General features: G+C 76.5%; 16 protein-coding genes and 1 pseudogene. 9 read left to right on the top strand and 8 right to left on the bottom strand.

Translation table 11 applies throughout. The features are described from left to right. The 3 genes and pseudogenes from ACFW1A_RS25445 to ACFW1A_RS25435 all read right to left on the bottom strand — a co-directional run. A pseudogene (locus ACFW1A_RS25445) lies at positions 1-1,730 on the bottom strand (hypothetical protein); the annotation flags it as partial. Between the two features lie 35 nt (positions 1,731-1,765). Further along, positions 1,766-2,617 carry a hypothetical protein gene (locus ACFW1A_RS25440; protein ID WP_380412163.1) on the bottom strand — a complete coding sequence of 284 codons (852 nt, stop codon included), beginning with the start codon at positions 2,615-2,617 and terminating at the stop codon, positions 1,766-1,768. A 26-nt stretch (positions 2,618-2,643) separates the two neighbouring features. Next, positions 2,644-4,131 carry a hypothetical protein gene (locus tag ACFW1A_RS25435; RefSeq protein WP_380412170.1) on the bottom strand — a complete coding sequence of 496 codons (1,488 nt, stop codon included), beginning with the start codon at positions 4,129-4,131 and terminating at the stop codon, positions 2,644-2,646. Between the two features lie 189 nt (positions 4,132-4,320). Between ACFW1A_RS25435 and ACFW1A_RS25430 the strand changes: the two genes are divergently transcribed. From ACFW1A_RS25430 to ACFW1A_RS25405, 6 genes are all read left to right on the top strand, one after another. After that, positions 4,321-4,869 carry a hypothetical protein gene (locus ACFW1A_RS25430; protein WP_380412160.1) on the top strand — a complete coding sequence of 183 codons (549 nt, stop codon included), beginning with the start codon at positions 4,321-4,323 and terminating at the stop codon, positions 4,867-4,869. A gap of 111 nt (positions 4,870-4,980) precedes the next feature. Further along, entirely contained in the window at positions 4,981-5,757 is a 777-nt protein-coding gene (locus ACFW1A_RS25425; RefSeq protein ID WP_380412156.1) for a LamB/YcsF family protein, read from the top strand. After that, on the top strand, positions 5,757-6,404 hold the full coding sequence (pxpB, locus tag ACFW1A_RS25420) for a 5-oxoprolinase subunit PxpB (protein ID WP_380412153.1): 648 nt from the start codon (positions 5,757-5,759) through the stop codon (positions 6,402-6,404). Before ACFW1A_RS25425 ends, pxpB begins: the two co-directional genes overlap by 1 nt. Continuing rightward, positions 6,404-7,270 (top strand): biotin-dependent carboxyltransferase family protein, encoded by an 867-nt coding sequence (locus ACFW1A_RS25415; RefSeq protein ID WP_380412150.1) that lies wholly within the window; start codon positions 6,404-6,406, stop codon positions 7,268-7,270. The genes pxpB and ACFW1A_RS25415 overlap by 1 nt, the downstream gene beginning before the upstream one ends. 74 nt (positions 7,271-7,344) lie before the next feature. Further along, complete coding sequence (locus tag ACFW1A_RS25410) at positions 7,345-8,373, top strand: MerR family transcriptional regulator (protein WP_380412147.1); 1,029 nt, start codon at positions 7,345-7,347, stop codon at positions 8,371-8,373. A gap of 4 nt (positions 8,374-8,377) precedes the next feature. Beyond that, positions 8,378-9,637 carry an MFS transporter gene (locus ACFW1A_RS25405; RefSeq protein ID WP_380412144.1) on the top strand — a complete coding sequence of 420 codons (1,260 nt, stop codon included), beginning with the start codon at positions 8,378-8,380 and terminating at the stop codon, positions 9,635-9,637. A gap of 51 nt (positions 9,638-9,688) precedes the next feature. On the opposite strand, the gene ACFW1A_RS25400 is transcribed toward ACFW1A_RS25405, so the two are convergent. Beyond that, positions 9,689-11,122 carry a HEAT repeat domain-containing protein gene (locus ACFW1A_RS25400; RefSeq protein WP_380412139.1) on the bottom strand — a complete coding sequence of 478 codons (1,434 nt, stop codon included), beginning with the start codon at positions 11,120-11,122 and terminating at the stop codon, positions 9,689-9,691. 263 nt (positions 11,123-11,385) lie between these two features. Here ACFW1A_RS25400 and ACFW1A_RS25395 point away from each other — a divergent pair, with 263 nt between their 5' ends. Beyond that, positions 11,386-11,733: a hypothetical protein gene (locus tag ACFW1A_RS25395; RefSeq protein WP_380412134.1), complete on the top strand. Its 348-nt coding sequence runs from the start codon at positions 11,386-11,388 to the stop codon at positions 11,731-11,733. A gap of 155 nt (positions 11,734-11,888) precedes the next feature. Then, entirely contained in the window at positions 11,889-12,065 is a 177-nt protein-coding gene (locus ACFW1A_RS25390) for a hypothetical protein (RefSeq protein ID WP_380412132.1), read from the top strand. A gap of 36 nt (positions 12,066-12,101) precedes the next feature. Here ACFW1A_RS25390 and ACFW1A_RS25385 read toward each other — a convergent pair whose 3' ends face one another. Then, a complete protein-coding gene (locus ACFW1A_RS25385) occupies positions 12,102-13,568 on the bottom strand; it encodes a hypothetical protein (protein ID WP_380412129.1) in 1,467 nt (488 codons plus the stop codon). A 519-nt stretch (positions 13,569-14,087) separates the two neighbouring features. On the opposite strand from ACFW1A_RS25385, the gene ACFW1A_RS25380 reads away from it, so the two are divergent. After that, on the top strand, positions 14,088-15,239 hold the full coding sequence (locus ACFW1A_RS25380) for an aminoglycoside phosphotransferase family protein (RefSeq protein WP_380412126.1): 1,152 nt from the start codon (positions 14,088-14,090) through the stop codon (positions 15,237-15,239). Between the two features lie 30 nt (positions 15,240-15,269). Here ACFW1A_RS25380 and ACFW1A_RS25375 read toward each other — a convergent pair whose 3' ends face one another. From ACFW1A_RS25375 to ACFW1A_RS25365, 3 genes are all read right to left on the bottom strand, one after another. After that, positions 15,270-16,409: an acyl-CoA dehydrogenase family protein gene (locus ACFW1A_RS25375; protein WP_380412123.1), complete on the bottom strand. Its 1,140-nt coding sequence runs from the start codon at positions 16,407-16,409 to the stop codon at positions 15,270-15,272. 136 nt (positions 16,410-16,545) lie between these two features. Then, the gene (locus ACFW1A_RS25370; protein WP_380412167.1) at positions 16,546-16,623 is read right to left on the bottom strand and encodes a putative leader peptide; all 78 of its coding nucleotides are present in this window, start codon (positions 16,621-16,623) and stop codon (positions 16,546-16,548) included. 102 nt (positions 16,624-16,725) lie between these two features. Continuing rightward, positions 16,726-17,220: a hypothetical protein gene (locus ACFW1A_RS25365; RefSeq protein WP_380412120.1), complete on the bottom strand. Its 495-nt coding sequence runs from the start codon at positions 17,218-17,220 to the stop codon at positions 16,726-16,728. Positions 17,221-17,817: the final 597 nt, after the last annotated feature.

Below are 17,817 nucleotides of genomic sequence, written 5' to 3'. Positions count from 1 at the left end.
GCGGCGCGGGCCGCGGCCAGCTCGGCCCGGCCCTCGGCGGCGGCGGCCTCCCGGGTACGGGCGGTGGCCTGCTCGGCCACGGTGCGGGCCTGCTCCAGGCCGGCGGTGGCGCTCTGCTCGGCGTCGGCGGCGTGCAGCGCGGCCCGGGCCGGGTCGGTCTCGCCCGCACCGTCGATCCAGCCGGCGGTGACGGCGGCGTGCAGCTCCTGCTCCACCTCGGCGAGCCGCTGGCGCAGGTGGTCGGCCTCCGAGCGGGCCTTCTGCCCGGCGGTGGCGGCGGCCAGCCCGTCGGCCTGGGCCTGCGCGCCGTCCGCCTGGATCTCGGCGGCGCGGGCCTCCTCGGTCTCGGCCCGCTCCTCGGCGGTGCCGGCGGCCGCCTCCAGTGCGTGCGCCAGGGCGCCGGCGGCCTGGGCCCGGGCGGCGAGCGCGGGGGCCGCGTCCAGCTCGGCCTCGCGGATCGCGGCGGCCACCCGGGCGGCCCGGTCGGCGGCGGCGCGGTGGCGCAGCACCGCCTCGGCGGCCTGCCAGGCGGAGTACAGGGTGCGCGCGTCCAGCAGCTCGCGGCGCAGGCCGGCCGCCTCGGCGGTGGCGGCGGCCAGCGACAGCGTGGCGTGCCGGTGGGTCAGCTCGGCGGTGATCAGCGAGTGGCGGGTCCGGTCGGCCTCGGCGGCGGTCACCGCACCGGCGGCGGCGGCCACCTCGATCGCCAGGTCCTGGGCCCGCTCCCGCTCGGCCCCGGCCCGGGCGGCCAGCGCCTGGGCCAGCCGGCGGGTGCGCCGCTCGGCGGCCCGGTGCGCCTCGCGCACCGACTCGCGCGCGGCGGTCGCCGTGACGATCCGCTCCAGCAGCTCCACCGAGCCGGCCGTGAACTCCCGCTCGGCGACCAGCTCGGCGCGCCGGCCGAGCTTGGCGGCGAAGCCGTGCACCAGGTCGGCCAGCCCGTCGGTGTCCCGGGTGTCGGTGACCGCGCGCAGCAGCAGGTCGGTGAAGTCGGCGTCGTGCTTGACCGCGAAGAGGCCGGCCGCCTCGCCCTCGTCGGCGTTCATCTCGCGCTGGTAGCGGAACAGCTCCGGGTCCAGGCCGAGCTCGTTGAGGTGCTCGGTCCACCGGTCGTGGCCGTCCTCGAAGGTCAGGTCGAGGTAGGGGTAGGCCTTGGCGGCCTCGGTCATCGCGTCCCGGAAGCCCTTCATGGTGCGCCGGCGCCCGCGCGGCCGGGCGGTCGGGTCGCCCAGCGCGGCCCGCTCGGCCACCGGGAGCGCGTCCAGCGTCAGGCCGGGGCCGGGCCGGAAGGAGTACCAGGTCTCGGCGAACTTGCGCGGGTCGGAGGAGACCTGGCGGCCGCGCCACTCGCTGACCTTGCCGACCACGATCAGCTCGCCGGTCACGGTGTGCTGCCACTCCAGCGCCACGTGGCCGCAGTCGTCGGCCAGCAGGAACTTGCGCAGCACGCCGGAGCTGGCGCCGCCCAGGGTGTTGCGGTGGCCCGGCAGCATCACCGAGAAGATCAGCTTGAGCAGCACCGACTTGCCGCCGCCGTTCTCCAGGAACAGCACGCCGGCCGGGGCCGGCCGGCGCTGCGGGCCCTCCGGCTCGTCACCGAACATGCCCAGCTGGCGCGGTGCGGGGTCGGCCACCGGCTCGCCGACTCCGCGCAGGTCCAGCACGGTGTCGGCGTAGCGGGCGCCGGCCGGGCCGATGGAGTAGAGGCGGACCCGGTTGAGCTCGTACATGTGCAGCCTTCGACGGTCGATCAGGTGATGAGCGCTCAGAGCGAGTGGAACGGCAGGCCGGCGTCGGCCACCAGCTCCTCGGTGTGGTCGGCGGGCAGCAGGGTGGCGGTGCCGTCGCTGACCGGGACCACGCCCAGCTCCAGCAGTTCGGCCATCGCGGCGCCGCCGGCCAGGTCGCGGACCTGCAGCTGGTAGCGGGCGGTGGTCCGGTAGGTGCCGCCGGCGTCGTCCGCGGTCTTCTGCAGGAAGCCGGACTCGACCAGGAAGGCGACCGCCTTGCCGGTGATGCCGATGGTGGAGCCGGACAGCCGGCGGGCGTCCTTGGTGGCGCCGGTGGTGGAGCGGCGGGCCCACACCCGCCAGGCGGCCTCCAGGCCGGGGGCGTCGCTGGCCGGGTCGGTGTTGTCGCCGACCAGCTCGGCCTGCTCCTCCAGTCGGCGGCAGGCCTGCCGGACGAAGGCGTCCACGCCGTTCACCGTGATCCGGCCCAGGTAGCCGTCGTCGGCCAGGTCCTCGGGCCGCGGGAACGCCATCGCGGCCACGGCCAGGTGGGCCAGGCCGTGCAGGAACCGGTCGGTGGTCTCCGAGGCGGCGCGGCGCGAGTAGTCGCCCATCCGCACCGCGAAGACCGAGTCCTCGCCGGCCGCCAGCGCCATGCCGGCCCGCGGCGAGACCTCCAGCACCACCAGGCCCAGGCCGGTGGCTACCGCGTCGGCCAGCCGGGCGAAGGCGGGGTCGTCGCGGTAGCGGCGGACCAGCTCGGTGTACTCGGCGTCGCGGGCCGGGAGCAGTCTGGCCTGCAGGCCGAAGGAGACCAGGCGGGAGGCGTCGGCCACGTCACTGGGCGTCAGCGCGGCGGCGGGGGCGCCGTCCTGGGGGCTGGTCATCGGTGCTGCTCCTAGCTGAGTGTTCGTCACTGCGCGTCCTGCCGGTCGGCCGCCATGCCCGCCGCGTCCAGCAGCGCGCTGCCGACGATCAGGTCGGCGCCGCCGAACTCCGGGTCGGCCAGCGGGGTGCCGTCGTCCACCGCGAAGAGCAGCCGCTGCTCGCCCTGGCGGTAGGCGGTGCCGACCGGCGGGCTGGCCGCGTGCACCGACAGCAGGGCGACCAGGTAGGGCAGCTCCGGGTCCTGCCGGCGGGCCTCGGCGAGCAGGCCGGAGAGCCGGCGCGGCGCGTCCGGCGGCAGGTCGAGCAGCTGCAGCGCGGCCTCCAGCTGGGCCTCGGAGAACCGGCTGTCGTCCGGGGTGGCGACCAGGTCGGGGTCGGGCAGCTCGGCGCCCAGGTGCTCGCGCTCCACCGGCGGGGTGAGCAGCAGCTCGACCAGGTCGTTGACCCGGACGGCGGTCGGCGTGCGCAGGCCGGTGCCGCGGGCGAAGAAGGCGTCGGTGGGGCGGATCGCCTGCTCCACCGGCAGCCGCAGCGCCGGGGCGAGCAGCTGGCCGTACAGGTCGATCCCGGCCCGGGCGGCGGGGGCGGCGAAGGCCTGGCGGTCCTGCTCGGCGCGGAACAGCGGGCCGGCCTCCAGCAGCCGGGTCTGCAGCTGGGTGTGCCGGCGGATGCAGTCCTTGACGATGTCGACCAGCTCGGCGGCCTGGCGCTTGTGGTCGGCGCCCTCGGCCTCGTCGCGGATCCGGCGGATGTTGGTGAGGATCGCGTTCTCGTGCCGGTAGCGGTCGGCGATGTGCTCCAGCGCCTCGTCGATCAGGTCGGGCACGGCCTGCATCCAGTCGACCGCGCGGACGTTGCGCCGGGTCGCCTCCAGGGCGCGGCGCAGCGTCTCGGCGTACTGGACGGTGCGGTAGCGGGCCTGCTCGGCGGCGAGCTGGGCGTCGGCCAGGCGGCCGCGCTTGATCAGCACCTCCAGCTTGACCTCGGCGGCGATCTGGGCCGAGGTGACGTCCGTGTCGAGCGCGCCGACCAGGACGTTGACCGCCTCGTCGGTGGTGCGCAGGTAGACCCCGCCGTCCGGGCCGGGGACCTCCTCGATCAGCTTGAAGTCGTAGTCGCGCCGCAGGTAGACGCCGTCCTGACCGAAGGTGCCGTAGACGGCGCGGAAGCCGCGGTCCACGCTGCCGACGTTGATCAGCGACTCCAGCACCCAGCGGGCCACCCGCTGGTGCTCGGCACCCGGCCGCCCGGGGTGCTGGGCGGCGACCCGCGGCAGCAGGCGGCCCAGCACTATCTCGCGGTCGGCGCCGGTGTCGAAGTCCATGTGCAGGGTGACCAGGTCGATCGTGGCCAGGCCGACCTCGGCCATCGCGTAGCCGCCGTACTCGCCGGCCAGGTTGACCTTGCGGTTGTCCAGGTCGTGCAGCGGGGCGGTGCAGGCCAGCGCCTTGAGGCGGCGGGCCAGCCCCTCGTCGGCCGCCGGGCCCGGGGCGGGGCGGGTGGCCGTGGGCACGGGGTCGGCCGCCGGCCGGGGCGTGGCGGGCCCGAGCTCGGGCTCGGCGGGCTGGGCGGCGATGACGGTCACGGGGGTAAAGCCTAGGGCCCCGTGCCGACAGGTCCGAAACGCTCCTTCTCGTCCCGCTTCGTCCTGGGCTTCCCGATGGAGTTGAACACGTTCAAAATAACCTCTAGGGTAACCGCCATGACAGGAATCGATGCGGTGCGGGAACGGCGCCGGGTGCGCCGGTGGCTGCTGCTCTTCGTGGTGTGCCTGGTGCTGAGCGGGCTGACCGCGTTCCCGTTGCGGGCCGAGTCGGGCCTGCTGGTGGACCTGGCGCACCGGCTGCCGGCGCCGCACGGCGCGACGGCGTGGCTGGAGCGGGTGCACGCCGGCCTGGTGGACGAGGACGCGCGGTACCCGTTCCTGGCGTACGGGACGGACTGGCTGGCCTTCGCGCACCTGGTGATCGCGGGGGCCTTCCTGGGGCCGCTGCGGGATCCGGTGCGCAACGTCTTCGTGGTCCGGTGGGCGCTGGGGGCCTGTGCGGGGATCGTGCCGCTGGCGGTGGTCTGCGGTCCGGTGCGCGGGATCCCGGTCTACTGGAGCTTTGTCGACATGTCGTTCGGGGTGGTGGGGGCGGTGCCGCTGCTGCTGGTGCTGCGCGGGATCCGGCGGCTGGAGCGGGCCGCGGCCGAGCCGCTGCCGCGGAGCGCGGCCGCCCCCCTGGAGCCGGGCGCCGTCGTGGCCTGACGGTGCGCCAGAAGTCGGTGGGCCAAGGGGGTGGCCGCGGCGAACCGGGTCGCGGACGAAGGCCTACGATCGCCTCGGACACCCGCAGCAGCTCCTGGGAGGCAGTCGGCCGTGACCGGTGCGGTGATCGATCTCAACGCGGACCTCGGCGAGGGGTTCGGACGCTGGACCCTGACCGACGACGAAGCCCTGCTCTCCGTGGTCACCAGCGCCAACGTGGCGTGCGGTTTCCACGCCGGCGACCCGCCCACCATGCGCCGGGTCTGCGCGCTGGCCGCCGAGCGCGGCGTGCGGATCGGCGCCCAGGTCTCCTACCGCGACCTGGCCGGCTTCGGCCGCCGCGCGATGGACGTGCCGCCGGACGAACTGGCCGACGAGATCGCCTACCAGATCGGCGCGCTGCAGGTCTTCGCCCGGGCGGCCGGCTCCCGGGTCAGCTACGTCAAGCCGCACGGCGCGCTCTACAACCGGGTGGTGGCCGACAGCGAGCAGGCCGAGGCGGTGGTGGCGGGGGTGCTGCGGGCCGGCGCGGTCTGCGACGGCCCGCTGCCGGTGCTCGGTCTGCCCGGTTCCCGGTTGCTCCAGGTCGCCGAGGGCGTGGGCCTGCCGGTGGTGACCGAGGCGTTCGCCGACCGCGCCTACACCCGGGCCGGCACCCTGGTGCCGCGCCGCGAACCGGACTCCGTGGTGCACGACCCCGAGGCGGTGATCGCCCGGGCGGTCGGGATGGCCCGGGACGGCCTGGTCACCGCGGCGGGCGGCGAGCCGGTGGCGATCGACGCCCGCTCGCTCTGCGTGCACGGGGACACCCCCGGCGCGGCGCAGCTGGCCTGGCGGGTGCGGGGGGCGCTGGCCTCGGCGGGGATCCGGGTGGAGGCGTTCACCTGATGGTGACGGTGCGGGTGGCGGGGGAATCGGGGCTGCTGCTGGAGGTGGCCGACGCCGGGGCGGTGGCCGCGCTGTACCGGCGGCTGCTGGCCGAGCGGGAGCGCGGGGCGCTCGGCGAGGTGGCGGAGATCGTGCCGGCGGCGCGCACGGTGTTGCTGGACGGGGTGGCGGACCCGCGCGCCGTGGCCCGGGAGGTCGGCTCCTGGACGGTGACCGGCGCGGTGGTCCCCGACGGCCCGCTGGTCGAGGTCCCCACCGTGTACGACGGGGCGGACCTGGCGGAGGCGGCCGGGTACTGGGGGGTGTCCGAGGCCGGGGCGGTGGAGCTGCACAGCGGGATCGAGTACCGGGTGGCGTTCTGCGGGTTCCTGCCCGGTTTCGGGTACCTGACCGGGCTGCCGGCCCACCTGCACCTGCCGCGGCGCGCCACGCCGCGGGCCGAGGTGCCGACCGGGTCGGTCGCCGTGGCCGGGCCCTACACGGGGGTGTACCCGCGCTCCTCGCCCGGCGGGTGGCAGTTGCTCGGGCGGACGGAGCTGCGGTTGTGGGATCCGGCGCGGGAGCCCGCGGCCCTGCTGGTACCCGGGGCGCGGGTGCGGTTCGTGCCGGTGCCCGGCGGGGGCGTGCCGTGCGCAGGGGTGCGGTGATGGGTGCGCGGGCGCTGCTGGTCACCCGGCCCGGCCCGCTGACCACCGTGCAGGACCTCGGTCGGGTCGGTGTGGCCCACCTCGGGGTGCCCCGCGCCGGGGCGCTCGACCCGCCCTCGCACCGGGCCGCCAACCGCTTGGTCGGCAACGGGCCGGACGCGGCCACCCTGGAGACCACGCTCGGCGGGGTCGCGGTCCGGGCCGACGGCGGGGCGCTGCTGGTGGCGGTCGCCGGGGCGCCGTGCGCGGTGCGGCTGGACGGCCGGCCGGCCGCCTGGGGGCAGGCCGTGCTGGTCCCCGAGGGCGCGACGCTGGACGTCGGACCCGCCGACGTCGGGGTGCGGTCCTACCTGGCGGTGCGCGGTGGTGTCGCGGTGCCGCCGGTCCTGGGGAGCCGGTCGGCGGACCTGCTGGCCGGACTGGGTCCGGCCCCGCTGCGCGCGGGTGACCGGTTGGCGGTGGGGACGGAGCACGGGGCACCGGGCGCCGAGCTGGTGCCGCTGCCGGCGCCGCCCGCGGAGCTGCTGCTGCGGCTGCGACCGGGGCCGCGGGCGGACTGGTTCGCGCCGGACACCCTCGCACTGCTCCCCCGCTGCCGGTACCGGGTGGCGGCGGCGAGCAACCGGATCGCGCTGCGCACCGAGGGGCCGGCCCTCATCCGGGCGGTGGCGGGCGAGCTGGAGAGCGAGGGGATGGTGCTGGGCGCGGTCCAGGTGCCGCCGGACGGGCGGCCGGTGGTCTTCCTGGCGGACCACCCGACCACGGGGGGCTATCCGGTGCTGGGCGTGGTGGCCGCCGCGGACCTCCCCGCCGCGGCCCAGGCCCGCCCGGGCACCCCGCTCCGGTTCACGGTCCTGCGGGGGTGACCGCCGGGGGCGGGGAGCTTGACCTTCCCCCCGTGGCAAGGTTCAGCCTGGCCACGCCCCCAAAGGAGGACCGTTTGTCGCTGCACACCATCGGTGCATTCGCCCGGGCTGCCGGCCTGTCCGCGAAGGCGCTGCGCCACTACGACGAGCTCGGCCTGCTCCGTCCCGCCGAGGTGGACCCGTTCACCGGGTACCGCTACTACCGCGCGGAACAGTTGGAGCAGGCCCGGCTGGTGGCCCACCTGCGCCGGATCGGCGTGCCGCTGGGCACCATCCGGGAGCTGTGCGGGCTCGCCCCGGAGCGGGCGGCGGAGCAGCTGACGGCCTATTGGGAGCGGGTGCTCGCCGCGACCGCCGAGCGCCAGCAGCTGGTCGACCTGCTGGTCGACCGCCTCACGGGGAGGGACCCTGCCGTGCCCACGCTCACCCTGCACTGCGCCGCCCGCACCGACACCGGGCTGGTGCGCACCAGCAACGAGGACCTCGCCCACGCCGACCCCGGCCTGCTCGCCGTGGCGGACGGGTTCGGCGGCACCGGCCACGGCGCCGCCGCCATCGACGCGCTGCGCCGGTTCGACGCCACCGCCGCCGGCCCGGGCGACCTGCTCAACCTGCTCGGCGAGGCGCTGCACAGCAGCCGGCCCGCCGCACCCGGCGGCAGCACCCTCACCGCGCTGCTGCTCAGCGGCGACCGGCTCGCCCTGGTGCACATCGGCGACTCCCGCGCCTACCTGCTGCGCGGCGCCGACCTGTTCCAGATCACCCACGACCACACCCTGGTCCAGTCCATGGTCGACGAGGGCCGGCTCACCGCGGCCGAGGCCGCCTCGCACCCGCAGCGCTCGCTGCTCCTCAAGGCCCTGGGCGGCGCGCGGGACGTCGACCGGCCCGACTTCTCGGTCCACGAAGCCCGCCCCGGCGACCGCTACCTGCTCTGCTCCGACGGGCTCAGCACGGTCCTGACCGAGGATCAGCTGCGCACCGTGCTCACCACGGTCCCGGCGCCCGAGCAGGCGGTGCAGCAGTTGGTCGCGCTGGCCAACCGGGCGGGCGGGCCGGACAACATCGCGTGCGCGGTGGCCGACGTGACCGCGGCGGGCTGAGCCGGTGCGCCTGCAGACCCGGGAGGCGCCGGCCCCCCGCCTCCTGCTCGACCTCGCCCCGCTGCGCGCCGACCGCGGGTTCGCCCGGTTCTGGGCCACCTCGGTGGTGACCGCGGTCGGGGCCCAGCTCACCGCCGTCGCCGTCCCGCTCCAGGTGTACGGACTGACCCACGACTCCACCTGGGTGGGTGCCGCCGCCCTGGCCGGCCTCGCCCCGCTGGTCCTCGCGGCCCTGTGGGGCGGTGCACTGGCGGACGCGGTGGACCGCCGGCACCTGCTGCGGCTGACCGGTGCGGGGCTCGCGGCGGTGTCGGCGCTGCTGGCGGTGCAGGCCGCGCTCGCACCAGGACGACTGACCCTGGTGGTCCTGCTCGGGCTGGTCGCGACCCAGCAGGCCCTGTTCGGCGTGGCCTCGGGCGTGCGCGGTGCGGTGGTCCCCTGCCTGGTCGCCCGCGAGCGGCTGCCCGCCGCCAATGCGCTGACGGCCCTGGCCACCTGGTCCGGCGGGATCGGCGGACCGCTGCTCGGCGGGGTGCTCGCGGCCGCGGTCGGCCTGGTCCCGCTCTACGCGCTGGACGCGCTGGCGCTCGCCGCCACCCTGGTGCCGCTGCGCCGGCTGCCGGCGCTGCCCGCCCCCGCGGGCGGCCCCGCCCGCGCCGGACTGCGCGAGATCGGCGCCGGGCTGCGGCTGCTGGCCGGGCACCGGGTGCTGCGCACCACGTACCTGGCCGACGCGATCGCCATGGTGTTCGGGATGCCGGCCGCGCTCTTCCCGCAGGTGGCGCAGGAACGGTTCGGGCCGGCCTCGATCGGGGTGCTGGGTGCGGCGATGGCGGCCGGGGTGGTGGCCGGGAACCTGTGCTCGGGCCCGGCCGCCCGGGTGCGCCGGTACGGGGTGGCGGTCACCGTGGCGGTCTGTGCCTGGGGGCTGGCGGTGGCGGGCTTCGGGCTGGCCGACCGGTTGTGGGCGGCCGCGGGCTGGCTCGCGCTGAGCGGCCTGGCGCTCGCCGGCCTGAGCCTGTTCCGCAAGACGCTGCTCCAGCGCACCGCCCCGGACGCACTGCGCGGCCGCCTCCAGGGCGCGGACACGGTGATCGCCGCCGGTGGCCCCCGGCTGGCCGCCCTGGCCCACGGAGCCGCCGGCGCGGCCTGGGGCACCACCTGGGCGATCACCGGCGGCGGCCTGCTGGTGATCCTGGCCATGGCCCTCGCCGCCCCGGGCTTCCGCCCCCACCGCCCGGCGGAATCCGTGGCGGGGTCCTAGGGGCCGCCTTCGACCCCCGGGGCCGCCGCGCGGGCGGGGGTCAGACAGGCCCTAGCGGTCGCGGGAGGTCAGCCGGCCGCGGACCGCGGCGTGGACCTCGGCCTCCTCGGCGGGGTCGGCCGCGAGGCGGCGCAGGCGCTCCAGGACCCGGGCGTCGCCGGTGGTGACCACGTGGCGGGCCGCCAGCTCCCTGGTCGCCTCCTCGCAGTCCCACAGGCACTCCACCGCGGGGCCGCAGGCGAAGTAGCGGTCGGTGAGGGCCAGCGCCTGGGCGGCCCGGCCGCGCAGGTCGGAGGAGGCAGCCTCGCCGTAGATGTGACGGAGCGTCGGAACGGCGTCCGCGGCGGCCAGCCGCCCCGTACCGTCCACCAGTCCGGCCAGGCCGGCACCGCGCACCCCGTGCGCGAGCACCCACTGCCGCAGTCCGGCCACCACGGCCGGAGCGTCCTTGGGCTCGCCGATGTCGGCCAGCAGCAGCACCGCCGCCTCGCCGAGCGCGCTGTCCGCCCCGCCGGTGGCCGGGTCGGCCCAGCGGCGGGCGCTGTCCAGCGCCCGGGTGCCGCGCATCCGGGCCAGGGTGTCCAGGGCGGCCCGCACCACGCGCTCGTCGGCGTCGGCGGCCGCGGCCTCGATCAGCTCGGGCAGCGCCGGGTCGTCGCGGTCCACCAGGTGGCGCAGCGCGGCCCGCCGGGCCCCCTCGCCGCCCTCGCGGGCGGCGTCGAGCAGGGTGTCCCGGTCCTCCGGACGGGCCACCGAGGTCAGGCAGCGCGCGGCCGCGGCGGCCCGGCGCTCCACCGCGCCGGCCTCGGCCGTGCCCGGCTGCGGCTCGTCGGCCCAGGCCAGCACGTCCGCCACGCTCCACCCGGGCATCACGGCGCCGCGGTCGAACTGGCGCTGCCACAGGTCGAACGGGGACTGCTCGCCGGCCGCGGCCACCCGCGGGTGGTGCGGCGCCCACAGCCGCCAGGGCTTGGGCTCGTAGGCGGTGCGGATGGCCGCCCGCAGGGCCGCGTCGCCCTCGGCGTCGGCGGGGAAGCGGGCCAGCACGGCGGGGGCCAGCGCCAGCAGCGCCTCGTCGTCGTCGCGCAGCGCCAGCTCGTCCAGCGCCCAGGTCCAGTTCGACCCGGTGGCGACGTACTGGCGCAGCAGCAGCAGGGCGTCCCGGCGGCCGTAGCCGGCCAGGTGGCCGAGGACGGAGAGGGCGAGGCCGGTGCGGTGCTCGTCCTGGTCCAGCAGGTCGTCGGGGTGGCCGAGGTGGCGCTCGATGCCGCCGAGCGGCGCCTCCAGGTCCATGTAGACGCGTGCGTAGTAGAGGGAGCGGTTCTCGATCTGCCAGTCGCTGCGGGGGTCGCTGGTGACGCACTCCTCAAGAGCGGCGACCGCCTCGTCGCGGTCGGCTGCGAGCGCATGCAGCTGCCCGTCGCCGCGTCCTCTTTGCAGAAGGCCGAGGAGGCTGGCACTGGGGGCTATCACGGGCTCGAACATGAGGTCAGCATCCGTTGCGGCGGTCGTCGTGGCAACGGGATTTCCGTCACCGGGGGCTGGTGGACAAGGTCTGGCGGGCGCCCGGGCGCCGGAATCACCGTAGGTTACCGCCTGTACCGGCGAGAAGCACACAGTCCGGCGCAAGAAGGACATCGGCCCCCCGGCCCGCCCCGGCCCACCGGTCTGGCATATGCCCCGCGAATGTTCCCCGGACATCTGCGGTTCGCCGGACGCGGACCCGCCCGCTGTGGGACAGTCGTGGCATGAGCCACCCCACCCTCGCGGCCTCGCGGGACTGCGCGGCGGTCGAGTGGGACCTGGTCGCGGACACCGTGTCCTGGTCCGCCGAGGCCTACCGGGTGCTGGCCCGCGATCCGCGGCTCGGTCCGCTGACCCTGGACCAGCTCCCCTCCTACGTGGTCGCGCAGGACCGCCCGGCGCTGTGCCGGATGGTCACCGAGGCGCTGGTGCACGGCCGCCCGCTGGACGGCGTGGTCCGGGTCGACCTCGGGCCGCGCCCCGCCGGCGCCGTGCGCTGCACCGGCCGGCCCCGGCTCGGCCCCGACGGCCAGGTGGTCTCGCTGCTGATGGAACTCACCGCGGTCCACTGAGTCACCGCGGTCCGCCGGGCCACCGCGGTCCGCCGCGTCCCACCCGGGCGCGCGCGCCCCACCGGCCCCCCACGCATGCTTGCGGAACAGCGCACATATGCTTCTGCCCGCAGTGTCGGCACAGGGCGGACCTGCACCATACGGAGGACCGTTCCATGGACAGCCAGATTCTTCACAAGGCCGCGTTCCTGCTGCACGAGTGCCACGAGCCCGAGCAGGTCGTGGTGGAGCGGCTGAAGGAGTACTTCCCGGCCCTGACCCTGGTCGAGCGCGAGCGCTACGTGTCGGAGGCCTGGGACAAGGTGCACAGCGCGGGCGCCGAGAACCTCTGACACCGCGGGCCGCCCGACCCCACCGCGGCGGCGGCCCTACTCGGCGGGGCGGCGGGCCGGTGGCACCGCCGCCCTGATCCGTTCCCGCAGCTCGGCCACGGCCGGCAGCGACCGGTAGCGGTCGGACAGCCGGTACATCTGCTCCAGCCGGTCCCAGGTCCGGTGCGAGGAGAGCGCGCCGATCTTCGCCAGCACCTCCTCCGCCTGCTCCTGCGCCGCCTCCGGCTCGCCGCCGATCCAGTGCACCGCGGCGAGCGTCACGTGGTCCAGCGCGCCGGACCGCTCCTGGCCCTGGTCGGCGCGCAGCCGCATCGAGGTCCGCACGTGCTGCTCGGCCCGCGGGCCCGCGGCCGCGTCGTGCTCGGCCAGCGTGCGGTAGACCAGCGACGACATCCCGTTCAGCTCGACCTCGTTGAACGTCCGCGACCAGGCCGGCTGCGGCTCGTCCAGGTCCGCGGCGAAGCAGTCCTCGGCCTCGCCGAGCAGCCGGTGCACCTCGCTGGTGTTGCCCAGGGTGGCGTGCGCCCAGGCCTCCACCGTGTTGAGCATCGCGCGGGTGCGCGGCGCCATGCCGGGCCCGGCGCCGGCCCGGGCCAGCCGCATCAGCTCCAGCGCCTCGGCGCCGCGCCCGTGGTGCAGCAGCTGGCGGGCGCAGCGCGAGACGGACTCGCCGGCCCGCTCCCGGTCGCCGGCCTCCCTGGCCGCCTGGGCGGAGATCACGAAGTAGCGCTGGGCGGCGCTCTCCAGCCCCACGTCGTGCGACATCCAGCCGGCCAGCGAGGCCAGGTTGGCGGCCACCAGCCAGAGTCGGCGGGCCAGCTCCGGCGGGTGGGGGTGGGTCAGCAGACCGCCCACCTCGTTGAGTTGGCCGATCACCGCCTTGCGCTGCAGGCCGCCGCCGCGGGAGGCGTCCCAGGAGCGGAAGACCTCGAAGGCGAGCTCCAGCGACTCCACCTCCTGGGCGCCGACCGGGCCGGGCTCGTAGACGTCGAGCAGCGGGCGGCCGCCCGCGCCGCTGATCATGGTGCGCGGCGCCCGGGCCGCGGTCCGGGCCACGGTCTCGCCGGTGAGCCAGGTGTAGAGGGAGTCGGGCACGACGTCGGCTCCCGCCAGGGTCGAGCCGTCGTCGAGCTGTCCGCGTCGGTTGAGCATGAGATCCATTCCCGTGAACTCGGTGAGGATCTCCGCCGTTCGCTCCGGTTTCCCGGCCTCGGCGCACTGCGCCAGGGCCGTGCCGGTCCGCCGGTGCCGCGCCAGGCCGAGGTCCTCGATGGAGACGACACGGCCGAGCCGCTCGGTGAAGACGGCTGCCAGCACCCGGGGCACCGGATCGCGCGGGATCTCTCCCTGCTCGATCCACCGCCGCACCCGCGAGGTGTCGGTGGACAGCTGCTGCTGCCCCATCGCGGCACCGCGCCGGTTGACCAACCGGGCCAGTTCGCCCTTCGACCAACCGGTCAGGGCGAAAAGGTCGGCGAGTCGGGTGTTGGGTTCCCTGCTCACATCAAGCCCCCAGGTGCCTCGGCTGGTCCGAGCCTAACGGGCTGTCATGTGCCACGCGAGCATTCGCCAGGGTCCGCCAGGGGGCGCCACGTCGACAGCCAGTGGCATCCGGGTGTCAGGTAGAGATGCGCCACCTCACCCCGAGCCGCGAGGCCCGGAATTGCAGGCCCGGGAGCGTTCCGGGGCTGTCGGCGGACCGCCCCGGCGGACCGGCGGAGGGGGTGGCGCGGACGGGTGGCGCGCCTGGCGCCGAGCCCGGCCGACCGGAGCGACCAGCGCATTCCCCAGGGTGCGCGGGCGGACCGAACGGCCGGGTCCGGCGCTCGGCGCTCCGCCCGGCCGACCGGTCCGCCCGCCCCACCCGCTCGGACGGACCCGCACCGCACGGAACACCAACGGAGCATCAGTTCGCCGGGGCAAGCCCCCGCTGCACCGGCGCCCGCACCAGGACTGACCCCCGCCAGGGCCGCCGCCTTGGCTCGCATATGCCGTCGGCAAGGAAGGGAAACCCTCCCCCTCATGTACTCCTCAGCGACTTCCCCCACCGCGCCCCGGATCGGCACCGCCCAGCGCACGCCGACCCCCGTGGCGGTCCGCCGGCCCGTGGCGAAGCCCGTCGTCCCCGCCCGGCCCGCCGGGCGCATCGAGGCACCCGGGTTCGTGCCGCGCGCCGGTGAGCGCCTGCTGCGCCCCCGCGTGCCCCAGCCCGCCGGTTACGGCGCCCCGTCCGCCGGGGTGGCCGGCAACTGGGGCAAGGTGGACAACGCCGCGCTGGGCACCCCGGCCGTGAAGGCGGCGCTGGCCCAGATCACCCGGATATGTCCCGCGTTCTCGGCCCGCCAGGTGCTGCGCCAGGAGGGTGCGCACATCCTGATCACCGGGCTGATCGGCCGCACGGCCGTGGTCGCCAAGTGCCTCAACCCGCAGGCGGTGCAGGCGGACCGCCGGGGCGTGCTGGTGGACCGGTTCCGCCGCGAGGTGGCCGTCTACCGGGCCTTCGTCCGGCACCGCCCGCCGGTCCGGATGCCCCGCCTGGTGGCCGCCGACCACGACCGCTGCGTGCTGGTGATGGAGCGGATCCCGGGCCGTCCGGCCGCGATCGAGCGCCACCCGGCCAACGCCCCGACCCCGGGCGAGGTGCGCGCGATCCTCGGCGCGGTGCGCGGGCTGAACCTGTGGCGGCCGCCGACCGACGTGTTCCAGCAGCCGCTGGACTACCACTTCGAGGTCGCCCGCTACCACTCGGTGGGCCAGCTGACCGACCGGGACGCCGGCGACCTGCGGCAGCTGCTGCACGGCCTGGGGCACAGCAACTGGCAGCTCAACCACGGCGACGCGCTGCTCACCAACGTGATGCTGGCGCCCTCCGGTCCGGTGCTGCTCGACTGGGAGCAGGCCGGCTGGTACCTGCCCGGGTACGACCTGGCGGTGCTGTGGAGCGTGCTCTCCGGGGACACCGCGGCCCGCCGCCAGATCAGTCAGATCGCCCAGGCCGGCGGCACGCTGGCCCGGGACGCCTTCCTGGTCAACCTGGTCCTGGTGCTGATGCGCGAGCTGCGGATCCACGACGTGCCGGGGGCCGGCGAGGAGGCCCGCCTGATGATCCGCCGGCTGCACGAGGACGCGGCGCTCGCCCGCCGCGCGGTCCGCGCCGCGGTCGGCACCCGCTGACCGCCCCGGGGCCCGGGGCCGGGCCGGGCGCTACCGCCCGCGCGGCTTCGGGGCCCGGGCCAGCGCGGCCCGGCCGGCCTGGGCCAGCACCGACTGCGGGGTCCGGCTGTGCGGGCGGGCGCTGAGCACGTCCCGCAGCTGGCGCTCCAACGGCTGACGGCGGCTCAGACCGGCCGCCCCGGCCAGCTCCACCGCCCCGCGCACCGCCTCCAGCACCGCGCGGGTGGCCAGCAGCTGGACCGGGCCGCTGCGCCGCACCGCCTCGGGCTGGCCGGCGTCGATCCGGGCCGCCAGCCCGAACAGCAGCTCCTCGGCCCCGACCAGCCCGCTCTCCAGCTCGCCCAGCGCCGCCGCCCCGTGCGGTCCCGGCGCGCCCACCAGCCAGTCCCGGGCCGCCCGGCCCGCGCCCAGCTGCACGGCGGCCAGGGCCAGATCGCGCCAGGCGGTGCCCAGCGCCTCGGCCGGCTCGGCCGCGGCGTCGAGCGGGCGCAGGCCCAGGGCCCGGTCGGCCGGCACCTCGGCGCCGGCCAGCACCAGGTCGTGCCCGGCGCTGGCCCGCAGGCCGAGCTGGTCCCAGACCGGGTCCACCTCGATCCCCTCGCACTCGCCGCGCAGCAGGAAGACGCCCGCCCGGGGCTGCGGCTCGTCGGTGACCGCCCGCACCTCGACCCAGGCCAGCGCCTCGGCCCCGGCGCAGCCGGCCGCCCGGCCCTCCAGCCGCCAGCCGGTCGCGGTCCGCCGGGCCAGCACCGGGGCGCCCGGCGCGGTGCCGGCCGTGTTGACCAGCGCGGGTCCGCGCCGGGACTCGGTGAGCAGGCGGCGGTAGAGCGCGGCGGGCCAGCTCCCGGTCCGGTCCTGCTCGGCGTGGCGCAGCAGGGTGAAGGCGGTCAGCAGCGCCACCGAGGCGTCGCCCCGGCCGAGTTCGGCCAGCACCCGGACGGTGTCGAGCAGCCCGGCGCCGTCCCCGCCGAAGCGCCGGCCGACCGTCAGGGTCAGCAGCCCGGCCTCGTGCACCGCCTCGACGCCCTGGTACGGGAAGGTCGCGTCCCGGTCGTGCTCCTCGGCCCGGGCGGCCAGCAGGTCGACCACCCGGGGCAGCCCGGCCGACGCGGCGGGCGGCAGGACTCCGGGGACGGGTGTGGACGGTGTGACAGAAGTGCTTCCGGTCACGGTAGTTGACACCGTGTCGGACGATGGTGCGGGACCGCGGTCCGTGCGGACGGTCATGGCGCTGCCTCCGGAGGCCGGCTGGGGCGTGCGAGGACGGGACGGGGGCCGGCGGCGCAGGGGCCTGCCGACCACGGCCTCAGCAACAGAGGGCGCTGGCGGTCCGCCGCAGGTCGACATAGCTGCGCGAGGTCAGCGGCGGACGGCGGACGGACATGCCGGTGACTGTACGAAGCATTGTTCGAGGGCGTCAAGCGGCGCCCGGGCGGGTGCGGCAGGACGACTCGAAAGAGTCTTGACCTTTCCCGCCCGCGGCGGCTCAGCCCTGCTGGAACATCTCGCCGGGCAGCGGCTTCAGCAGCTGGTACAGGTCGTCCGCGATCGGCCGGTCCCAGGACGCGATGGTGACCTGGACCTGGTCGCTGCGGTCGAACTGGGCGCAGAACACCCGCTCCTCGGAGACCTTGACCTTCTTCACGATCAGCAGGTCGTCCCGCAGCATCACCGGGAAGTCCTCGGCGGAGACGAACTCCACCGGCTCCTCGACCTCGAGCGCCTGCAGCAGCTGTCTGACCTCGAACGGCACGCCGTCCGGCGTGTCCCGGGCCGGCGAGCCCTCGGGCAGGTTGCCGATGAACATCGCCGGGCCGCGCCCGCCGAACAGGTCGTAGCGCAGGAAGATGCCCTGGCAGGAACCGTCCGGGCCGGTCATCACGGCCGCGCCGAACAGGCCGGGCCAGTCACCCGGATCCATCGCGAGCACGTCGAAGTCCGGGCCCGCGGGGGTGCCGGAACGTCGGCGGAGAAAAGACATGCCGCCATCGTACGTGCCGACCCGGCGCACGCCCGCACGGGGCGGGGGTGTTCCAGCCGCGTTCACAAGCGCGCGAGCTCCACGCTCCGAGACGAATGTTGACGCTGAGCAACCGTCCGGGCTACGGTCGCGCTGTACGGCAGCTGCTGTGGACGAGACTCCACGTGGGGGTGGCCTGCTGTGGCGCACCCGTGCGCCCACTCTCCCTGTGGCACCTCGTCGTGCGGCGGCTGCAAGTCCGGTACCTCTGGTTCCACCTTTCCCCTTCACCCAAAGCCTGGTCCGCGGGTTCCCCGACTCTGTCGCGCCCACGGACCGCGCCCGGGACACCGACGCGTGGGGGCGTTCGGATCCCGGGCACCGGCGGCCTGGGCCTCGGCCCCGCCGTCGAACCTCCCGGCGACGGCCGGCTCGCACGGGCCGGTCCGGGGAACCACGGGAGATCAACCCGGTGTCGCGAACCGGGTCATACGGCAGGCCCCGGGCCACAACCCGGTGGGGCGGGGGGCACCGCCCCAGGGCGGTTTGGGGGGCGGGGCGGGCGGCCGGCCCCCCGCCGCCGCGCACTAGAGGGGGAAAACGCCCGCCAGGGGGCCG

Source organism: Kitasatospora sp. NPDC058965 (assembly GCF_042741245.1).
Taxonomy (GTDB): Bacteria; Actinomycetota; Actinomycetes; order Streptomycetales; family Streptomycetaceae; genus Kitasatospora.
Note: the sequence above shows the minus strand (reverse complement) of the source record. Positions and strands in the feature narration are given on the sequence as shown.